The sequence below is a fragment of the Deltaproteobacteria bacterium genome, assembly GCA_016213065.1.
In the GTDB taxonomy this organism is placed as follows: domain Bacteria; phylum UBA10199; class UBA10199; order SPLOWO2-01-44-7; family SPLOWO2-01-44-7; genus JACRBV01.
The window spans coordinates 1-9,275 of sequence record JACRBV010000030.1 but is presented as its reverse complement, the minus strand read 5'-3'; the positions used below and the strand labels follow the sequence as shown (position 1 = coordinate 9,275).

Annotated in this window: 12 protein-coding genes; 11 read left to right on the top strand and 1 reads right to left on the bottom strand. The window is 44.8% G+C overall.

The window, feature by feature from the left end:
- The 3 genes from HY877_01665 to HY877_01655 form a co-directional block, all read left to right on the top strand.
- On the top strand, nt 1-438 hold a 438-nt coding region (locus HY877_01665), incomplete at its 5' end, for a hypothetical protein (GenBank protein ID MBI5298990.1).
- The gene (locus tag HY877_01660) at nt 438-1,736 is read left to right on the top strand and encodes a radical SAM protein (protein ID MBI5298989.1); all 1,299 of its coding nucleotides are present in this window, start codon (nt 438-440) and stop codon (nt 1,734-1,736) included. The genes HY877_01665 and HY877_01660, both read left to right, overlap by 1 nt.
- 68 nt (nt 1,737-1,804) lie before the next feature.
- Nucleotides 1,805-2,554 (top strand): PqqD family peptide modification chaperone, encoded by a 750-nt coding sequence (locus tag HY877_01655; protein ID MBI5298988.1) that lies wholly within the window; start codon nt 1,805-1,807, stop codon nt 2,552-2,554.
- Here the strand turns inward: HY877_01655 and HY877_01650 are convergent.
- Nucleotides 2,532-3,326, bottom strand: coding sequence for a nucleotidyltransferase family protein (locus tag HY877_01650; protein MBI5298987.1), 795 nt, complete (start codon nt 3,324-3,326; stop codon nt 2,532-2,534). The two genes, HY877_01655 and HY877_01650, sit on opposite strands and share 23 nt — an antisense overlap.
- A gap of 279 nt (nt 3,327-3,605) precedes the next feature.
- Between HY877_01650 and HY877_01645 the strand changes: the two genes are divergently transcribed.
- From HY877_01645 to HY877_01610, 8 genes are all read left to right on the top strand, one after another.
- Nucleotides 3,606-4,397: an ABC transporter ATP-binding protein gene (locus HY877_01645; protein MBI5298986.1), complete on the top strand. Its 792-nt coding sequence runs from the start codon at nt 3,606-3,608 to the stop codon at nt 4,395-4,397.
- The gene (locus HY877_01640; GenBank protein MBI5298985.1) at nt 4,398-5,201 is read left to right on the top strand and encodes an ABC transporter permease; all 804 of its coding nucleotides are present in this window, start codon (nt 4,398-4,400) and stop codon (nt 5,199-5,201) included.
- Nucleotides 5,202-5,260: 59 nt separating this feature from the next.
- Nucleotides 5,261-5,803: a VanZ family protein gene (gene vanZ, locus HY877_01635; GenBank protein MBI5298984.1), complete on the top strand. Its 543-nt coding sequence runs from the start codon at nt 5,261-5,263 to the stop codon at nt 5,801-5,803.
- Nucleotides 5,804-6,214: 411 nt separating this feature from the next.
- Nucleotides 6,215-6,610 (top strand): response regulator, encoded by a 396-nt coding sequence (locus HY877_01630; protein ID MBI5298983.1) that lies wholly within the window; start codon nt 6,215-6,217, stop codon nt 6,608-6,610.
- Nucleotides 6,610-7,452: an undecaprenyl-diphosphate phosphatase gene (locus HY877_01625; protein ID MBI5298982.1), complete on the top strand. Its 843-nt coding sequence runs from the start codon at nt 6,610-6,612 to the stop codon at nt 7,450-7,452. The genes HY877_01630 and HY877_01625 overlap by 1 nt, the downstream gene beginning before the upstream one ends.
- A 45-nt stretch (nt 7,453-7,497) precedes the next feature.
- On the top strand, nt 7,498-7,899 hold the full coding sequence (locus HY877_01620) for a HEPN domain-containing protein (protein ID MBI5298981.1): 402 nt from the start codon (nt 7,498-7,500) through the stop codon (nt 7,897-7,899).
- Complete coding sequence (locus HY877_01615; GenBank protein MBI5298980.1) at nt 7,872-8,189, top strand: nucleotidyltransferase domain-containing protein; 318 nt, start codon at nt 7,872-7,874, stop codon at nt 8,187-8,189. The genes HY877_01620 and HY877_01615 overlap by 28 nt, the downstream gene beginning before the upstream one ends.
- A 122-nt stretch (nt 8,190-8,311) precedes the next feature.
- Nucleotides 8,312-9,121, top strand: coding sequence for a Stp1/IreP family PP2C-type Ser/Thr phosphatase (locus HY877_01610; protein ID MBI5298979.1), 810 nt, complete (start codon nt 8,312-8,314; stop codon nt 9,119-9,121).
- Nucleotides 9,122-9,275 lie beyond the last annotated feature (154 nt).

Sequence of the window (9,275 nt, the reverse complement as noted above, 5' to 3'; positions counted from 1 at the left end):
GCGGTGGATGACAATGGCCGAGGACTTCTTTTTATTGCCCCTTCCGGAACCGGCAAAACCACTCTTTCCCGTTTTTGGCAGGAAATGAAGGACGCGGTTATTCTGGGAGATGACCGGATCATCATTCGAAAAGAAGAGGGCCGTTATTGGCTTTACGCAACCCCGTGGGTGGGAGAGTTGGGTTATGTTAACAACCACCGTGTGCCTCTTGAAAAAATTTGTCTTCTCCAACAGGCGTCGAAACATCAATGGATAGAAGAACCCAAACCAGTTTTACTACAAAAATTATTTGTAAATTCCTTTTTTCCTTTTTGGAGCCCCGAGACCGTGCAACAGGTACTTGGATTTTTTGGAGAACTGGTTTTGAATGTCCCCGTTGTATCGCTTCAATTCGCGAAATCCCCCGACATCATTGATTTCATCCGAAAGGAACCATAATGAGCGTGGCGGAAAATGCGGGTAATATAGCCTCAGCAAAACAAAATGTCCGTTTTTGCATATGCAATTTTGTCATCCCTGCGAAGGCAGGGATCCAATCTTTTTTAGCTTTTCTGGATTCCCGCCTACGCGGGAATGACAAAAAGAAACCGGACATTTTGTTTTGCGCTCGCCATAGCTACGCAACGGTTTCGTTCGATGATTACATGGAACGGCTCCATTGCAGTGCGAAAAAAAAAGGTGTGCCTGTGGAAGCGATGATAGAACTTACTTACGGTTGCAACCTTAATTGTCTCCACTGCTACAATCCAACGCACTTGGCACGAAACGAGACAGACACTTCACAGATTCTTTCCATCCTTTCCCAATTGGCAAAATTGGGGACTTGTCTTGTCACGTTCACAGGCGGCGAGATTTTTTCGAGAAAAGATATTTTTGAAATCCTCGATCATACCCGCCAAAAAGGGATGCAGTTTATTCTCCTGACCAACGCCACGCTTATAACCGAAGTCACAGCGGATCGCCTCAAACAATTAGACCCTTATCGGGTGTGTGTCTCATTATATGGGGCCACCGCGGAAACTTATGAAAAGGTGACGCGTGTTCGCGGTTCTTTCAAAAAATTTGTCCGCGGTCTTGATTTGCTTTTGCGGCAAAAATTTCCTGTGGAACTTCGATCCATTATTTTGAATACCAACCTCCATGAATTTGAAGCACTGCGCCGTTTTACGGAAAAATTAAGGTTAAGATTTGATTACGCAAGCGAAATCAATCCGCGACTGGATGGTTCCAGAGAACCGCTCCAGCATCGCATTTCCCCTGAGGAAGATTTGAAATTGTGGTGCGCATTTCACGGAAATAACTTCTTAAAAAAAATGGCGCGGGTCTCTTCTCCATGCAAATCGACAACACAGGGACCTTTCAACTGCCGTTGCGGAAAAAGCAGTCTTGTTATCACGCCCTATGGAAAAATGAATTTGTGTCTCTTCAATACTTTTCCGCAGGAAAACATTCTTGAATCTTCCGTGGCGGCCGGATGGAAAAGTTTGGTGAATCTGGTTCAAAAATCCAAACCGACAAAAGATTATGTCTGCACTTCATGTTCCGTTTTCGATTATTGCGCACGCGGACCGTCCGATTCTTTTTCGGAAATGGGCGATGTGAACACCTGTGTTCCGTATCAAAAAGAGAAAGCTGTTTTAAAAAAGAAATATGTCGAGGGCGTCTCTAAAAACCCCGATTGTCATCCTGAACACATTCGCTTCGCTCAGTGTAAACTCCGCGAAGGATCTGCTTGATAACAAAGTGGATTCTTCGCTTCGCTCAGAATGACAAATTGCGTTTTAATAGATTTTTAGAGGTGCCCTTGAACATCTCAAAAATTGCTCCGGAACTTCTCAAGAGCGGAGTTAAAATTTTTCTGGAGGCCAGAGGAAAAAGTATGCTCCCCGTTTTTGGTCCGGGGGATCGTCTAACCATTGAGCCCTGCGGTTTTGATGCGATTCAGGAAGGGGATATTGTGGTGTATGAAAATGCCCACGAATCCAAGGAGGTTTGGTTGGTGGCTCATCGTGTTGTCAAAAAAGAAACCAGCGCCAAGGGACGTTTTCTGCTGACAAAAGGAGATGCACCGCTTCAGGACCAAGAAACCTTTCTTGACGCCGGCGCTGTTTTGGGAAAAGTGGTGCATATCAAAAAAGTGGGAAGAGTTGGCAGATATATTTTAAATACGGGACTATGGACTATGGACCATAGACCATGGACTAAAAACTTAAGAAAGGGACGGGTCCACAGTCCATTGTCTATGGTCCATGGTCCTTTACAGGAGGGGTGGATGATTTATAAAAAACATGCGGATATTGTTTCCAGACAGATCATGGATGAAGTGATTCTGGTGCCCATCCGAAAAAATGTCGCCAACATGCAAAGCATTTTTACGCTTAAAGAAACGGGGGCAAAAATCTGGGAGTGCATTGACGGAAAAAATACGGAAGAAGACATTGCCAAAGTCTTGGCAAAAGAACACGACGTGGAGGAAGCGGTTGTGCGCAAAGATGTTTCGATACTCATCGCCCAGCTCAAAGAAGTAGGTGCTATCGAGGCGTTGTCAGTGTGAGCCAAAGGTAGCGCCGACGCATTTTTTGATTTTCAATCAAAGAGAGACTGAAAAAAAATCCAAACCGTCCCAGTGGTTTTTCCTTCCAGATGCGACCAACCAACGTGCGTTCCATTAGACTTGTTTTTTTTGGGCTTAGTTTGTTTAAGGCTTCACGCGGTATGGCGACGCACTGTTTTTCATTGAGATATTTGAGACAGTAAAAAACCGATTTTGCATTTTCATAATCTTGAGCCAGTTGAACAAGCTCTGCCCAGTTCAGTTTGTCTTTATAACATTCAAGAAAATGGGCGATGTCGGAAAACCAGAGCGGGCCACAGAGACGGTGGTTGAAGGCCAGATGAAAACAAAGTGCTATTAGAAAATCCTCCGGTGAGAGAACAAGGGTTGGGATCCCTTCAAAATCAAGTTTTTGCGCCCTTTGCCACATCTTCATAATTCGGGCGCTCGGTTTTTTTTGCAACAGGCCAAAACGCTTCGTGTTGATGATGTCCGTGTGGAGGTCCAGAAAAAGCAAATCGCTACGAAAGGGAAAAGATTTCAGACACGCCTCGGTCTCGGATAATTTATCGAAGGGAACAATCAAATCCACATCAACCATGGGTCTCAATGCCGGATTTTTGTACACAGTTTCCACGAGGGCGATCCCTTTGTGCAGGATGACCGGGATATGATGTTCTCTCAAATGAAGAAGAACTTTTTTCAGTTCTTCTCTTTGCAGAATACTTATGGCGGCCGTCCTATAGTAGGTCTGTTGAAGACTGTTTTGCATTGGCTTTATCTATTTGTAGGGGCAGGCAAAGCCCCCTCCACCGGCAAAGCCGTTGGAGCCTCCCCCTCAACGCCGCTTCGCGGCTGTTAAAATCTGTTTTGCATTGGCTTTATCCCTTTTCTTTATTAGAGAGAGACGCGGATATCAAGGACTTGTCGCCGAAGTCATTCTGAGGAGCGTTAGCGACGAAGAATCTTATTCTGACACTGTTCCAAATTGGATTCTTCACCCTTCGGGCTCAGAATGACACTTTGGCGACAGACCCATCAAGGAAACGATATGGTTTTGGCTGTTGAGACAAAAAAACTTACGAAATTTTTTGGAAGAAGTGCAACCGTTGCACTGGATGGAGTGGATCTTGAAGTTCCCGCCGGAGAAATTTTTGCTTTGTTGGGTCCCAACGGCGCCGGAAAGACAACGCTGATTAAAATTCTTTGCTCTCTGATCCTGCCTGATAGTGGAGAGGCTTCTGTTTACGGTCTGAATGTGGTGAAAAATCCGGCTGAAGTCCGTTCTCTTTTGAGTCTTGTTGTGGGCGAGGAAAGAAGTTTCTACTGGCGTCTGACCGGCAGGCAAAATCTGGAATTTTTTGCCACGCTTTACAATCTGCCGCGAAAGACGGCAAGACAGCGCATTGAAGAAGCCGCCTTCACGCTAGGTTTGGAAGATCTGGAAAAAAGATATCAGGAATATTCCACGGGCATGAAGCAACGCCTTGCGCTGGCCCGCAGTCTTCTTCACGATGCAAAACTAATTTTCATGGATGAACCCACAAGAAGTCTTGATCCCAACGCCGCCACAAAGTTGAGAGAGTTGATGCGGAGTTTAAGTCAAGGTCCGGCTTTGCCGGGCCGCGAAGCAAACTCGCAGAGTTTGCGGAGTCTAAAAAGAACAGTTTTTTTTACCACCCATCAGATTCAGGAAGCGCAAAGTCTTGCGGACAGAATCGCCATTCTCGACAAGGGAAAAATCAAGGCATGCGGCACACTCAAAGAACTCCAATGCCGATTCAATCTTACCAAAGCCTCTCTGGAACAGATATTTCAAAAAGCCACATCGGAGGATTCTTAAATGTTTTTCAGAAAAGTCTGGGGTTTTTTTAAAAGAGATATGTTGGAAGCCTTCAGTTACAAGACCTCCTTTTTCTTTGAGGGGATCGGGATATTTGCAAATATCTTTACCTTCTTTTTTGTTGCCAAAATCGTTGGCAATGCCAGTCCTCTGCTTCAGGCCTACGGATCTTATTTCCCTTTTGTCCTCATTGGCATTGCGTTTGCCGGCTTCCAATCCATCGCCCTGAATAGCTTTGCCAGTGTCGTTCAAAAAGAACAGGGGGCGGGAACGCTTGAAGCCATTCTCATTACCCCGACACGGTTGGGAGACGTTATTTTTTCAGGCGCCCTCTGGGATTTGGGTTTCGCCACTCTCAAAGTGTTGGCCTATCTTTTGATTGGCGGTCTTTTTTTGGGAGTGGATTTATCGCACATTAATGTTGTTTCCGCGGTTGTTGTTCTTGTTTTGACAGTGACGGCGTTGGCGGGCTTGGGTTTGTTTTCAGCCGGCTTTGCATTGGTTTTGAAGAGGGGAGATCCCGTGAATTATTTTTTCAATGGTATCTCCCGTTTTCTCTCCGGCGTTTATTTTCCCGTTTCCATTCTTCCGCTGTGGGTTCAAAAATTTTCTTTGTTCATTCCTCTGACCTATTCTCTGGAAGCGATGCGCATGGCGCTTCTGGAGGGAAAAAATATTTTTGCACTGCAACAGGAAATAATCTGTCTGCTTCTGTTTTCCGCGTTCTTCCTTCCATCGGGTTTTTTGTTTTTCGGATGGGCCATAAATCGGGCGAAAAAAACGGGCAGTTTGGGGTTTTATTGAAAGGCTGTTCTTGACAATTTTCCTAATGGTTTTATAAGGTTGCACAGGTTTGATTTTCCATGCCACTAACGCGCAGAAAAGCTTGGGGGTTTGTCGGCGCCTATGTGGCTTTGGTTTACGCGGGTCTCTATTTCACGCCGTTTCTCGGCCTTTATCTTTCCAAAAGAAATGCGTTGGGTTCTTTTGTCGGATGGACCTATGCATTGAGTGCTCTTTTTCTTATCTATTTTCTTTATTTCAAATTGAAAATTCGCAAGGCGGAGGCTTACGGCCTTCTGCTCGGTTTGGGTATATTGTTTCAAGGCGCCATACAAAGAATGGAAGAGACCTTGGATCGCCTTCATTTTCTGGAATACGGTTTGCTTTATCTTTTGATTTATCTTGCCTTTCGTTTTTCCTCTGATGGGATTGTTTTGATCGGACGCACCATTATACTTTGTTCTTTGTTTGCATTGGGGGATGAAGGACTTCAGGGCCTGTTACCGAACCGTATGGCAGAATGGCATGATGTCCTCATTAATATCTCCGCCTGCTATCTGGCGGCGGGAGTGGTGTTTGTTGCGTGTAAATACAGGGATCTTCATGACGGAAAGAGGCGATAATTTTTGTTTGATGGCCTGCGGTCTCGCGATGATCCTGTGGCTAATTTTTGCGCCATTTATTCCGCGGGAATATGCTTTCTTGTATCTGCTGTTGTTGATTGCCTTGTGGCTTCCCTTTTTCTACCTGCTCCATTTGAAAAGGCAGATTTACCAATGGTCGCGAGAAGCCGTTTTTTACCTGTTTTTTTTAATTTTTCTTGGAATCCTCTCTTTTGCCCACGCCATTCTGGGTTTATATCCCGTCCGGTTATTTCAATCTTTGATAAATCCTTTTAGCGTTCTGTCATTCTGAGCCCTTCGCTTTGTCATTCTGAGCGAAGCGAAGAATCTGCTCGGGCTCAGGGTAAACTCCGCGAAGAATCCAATTTGTTACTGTTGATTCCTAACTTTATTTGTGGTTTCAGTGTGATTATGAATAAAAAATACAAAATCCTGATTGCTGATGATGATGTTGACATGGTTGACATGCTAAAAATGAGGTTGGAAGAAGAGGGATTCGATACGCTTGTTGCTCACGAAGGTGTGCGTGTTATTGAGCTGGCCCAAAAAGAAAAACCGGATTTGATTATATTAGATCTGATGATGCCTGTCGGAAGTGGACACTCTGTTTTGAATAATCTCAGATTCAACGATGTAACAAGGGATATTCCAGTCATCATATTGACGGGAGTGGACAAACCAAATTTGGAAAAGGAAAAGAGGGCCATGGGGGTGGAGGATTATATCCGGAAACCCTATGAGACTGTTTCCCTTACCAACAGAATCCGCACAATCCTTTCCCAAAAACAAACAAGGCAAAAGAAATAATGTTAACTTGGTACAAAGCGATTGTTCTTGGTTTCATTCAGGGGGCCACGGAATTTTTTCCGGTCTCCAGCTCCGCGCATCTTGTCATCGCGCAAAATTGGATGGGGATTCGGGAATCGGCGCAAACAATGGCCGCTTTCGATGTCTCTTTGCATGTGGGAACTTTAGTTGCGGCAATCCTTTTTTTCCGCTGGGATCTGGCGTGGCTTATTGGAGTCTGGATCAAACCGTGGCGCGCGAAATTAAAAACAAAACAGATTCCCACTGTCGTCAAAGAATCGTCCGCGAGGCGTTTGGGAGGGTTGGTGATTCTGGGAATTATTCCGGTTTGTTTTGTCGGAGTCTTTTTTCATCAATTTTTTGAAGATCTTTTTTCCGATACCATGATGGTGGCTTTGTTTCTGCTCATCACCGGAGCCATCATCAATGCCACACGCAAAGTGCAGAACAATACGGTGCTCCTTGAAAATATTATCTTCAAACAAGCACTCCTCATCGGGATCGCACAAATTTTTTCAATCCTTCCCGGAATTTCAAGATCCGGCACCAGCATCTCCGCGGGACTTTTTGTGAAACTCAACCCCGAATCGTCTTTCCGTTTTTCATTCTTCATGATGATTCCAATTGTTGGCGGCGCGGTCATTTTAGAATTGCGCCACTTATCCCACATGGCACCCCCCATGATTTTGTCAGCGTTTTTGGGCGCCGTGATGGCCGGTTTTGTCGGCTATAATTGCATTGGACTCATGCTCCGCTGGATGCGTCAGGGAAAATTCGCAAACTTCGCCTACTATTGCTGGACTCTTGGCACTCTCGTCATTCTCAAAGAGATGTTTTTTTAGGATTCTCCGTTGTCACAAAAGAAAAAATTTGTTAGGCCATGAATCATGACGCTGAGAGATGTTTCCAAAGTGGTGAAGTATTGGCTCGAATCAGCGGAGCATGATCTGGAAATGGCTCGTGCCCTGTTTCACACGGGAAAATATGATTATTGTCTTTTTTTATGTCATCTTTCCCTCGAAAAATTGTTAAAAGCCATGGTTACGCGTGCCATCAAAGATCATCCTCCTTACACGCACAATTTACTCTATCTCGCGGCCAAAACAAATTTGCAACTTTCCAAGGCTCAAATTGAATTGCTCGACCAGATAAACAAATTTAATATGGAAGCGCGCTACCCGGAAGATTTGCAGGCCTTTTACAAAAAAGTGGATAAAATTTATTCCAGAAAATATCTGGAAGCCACAAAAGAGATTTGGAAATGGTTCCGAAAAAAATCAGAAATGTAGTAAGAAAGTTTACTCAAGCGTTAAAAAAAGCGGAGTTCCCCGCTTTTCGCACCGTACTCTTCGGTTCCTATGCCCGTGGCGAAGCGAGACAAGACAGCGATATCGATCTTTGTCTAGTGTCGGAAAAGTTTCGTCGCAACAGGGAAAAATACAGAAAAGAAGCCACCATGGTTGCCTTTGGGATTGATCCGCGCCTGCAGGTTATCGCCACAGATCCCCAATCTCTTAAAACAAATCATTTGTCATCGTTGTATATCCAAATTCAAAGAGAAGGCATTTCCATTTCGTGATCGGTTTCCTCGATCGTTTTGCTAAGCAACTTTTTCTGCGAGGTGCCGATACATTCATGTGAGTTGTGCAAAACCAATTTTTAGCCTTTGCAACATGGGTTATTTTAGATAGGAACAACAAAATGCGAATTTCAAGTTTTGGTCTTTCCGATGTCGGCTGTAAGCGTGAAAAAAATGAAGATAGTTTCCTTGTGGATGATGCGTTGCATCTCTATGTCCTCGCCGATGGAATGGGCGGTCATGTAGGAGGGGAATTCGCGAGCCGTCTTGCCGTAGACACCATCCAGAGCACCATTAACCAGCTTAATGCCGATCCGGATTCCACTCTTCAGGACTCCGTTGCATTTCCCGTAAAACCGAACGATTTTAAAACATGGCTCCAATATTCCATTCTGCTCGCCAGTCATCGTATTTTTGAAAAGGCGACTGAAGACAATTCTTTGCAAGGGATGGGAACCACCGCCGCCGCTTTTCTTTTTCGCAACAACCGCGTTTATGTGGCGAATGTCGGGGATTCCAGAGGCTACCGTATTCGCGGGAATAAAATAGAACAGTTGACCACCGACCACTCTCTGGTTGGGGAGCAGATTCGGGCCGGTATTATCAAACCCAAAGACGCGAAAGAACATCGTTTGCGCAACATCATCACGCGTTCTGTGGGTTTCCAAAGCGAGGTGGAAGTCGATGCGGAAGCGAGGGCGATTAAAAACGGAGATGTTTATTTATTATGCAGTGACGGTCTTTATAATCTTGTGGAGGACAATGAAATGCTGGATGTTTTGACTCATCAGGAATTGGAAGCGGCCAGCCATCATTTAATAGATATTGCAAAAGCCAGAGGAGGAGACGACAACATCACCCTTGTCCTAGTTAAAGTCGATTCTCTTCAAAACAACCCGAATGAAGATGAAGAATCAACAATGCAATGTTAACTCATTGTTAAATATGGGAAATTGATGGGTTGACGCGCCGCGGAAACCTTGCTAAGGGATCAGGGCTCATGATGAAAATAGCCGATAGTTACAGCGTTATTATCATTCCAAAAGACAGGGCCGGTGTTAAGCGCTGGGTGGTTTCCAAACAACG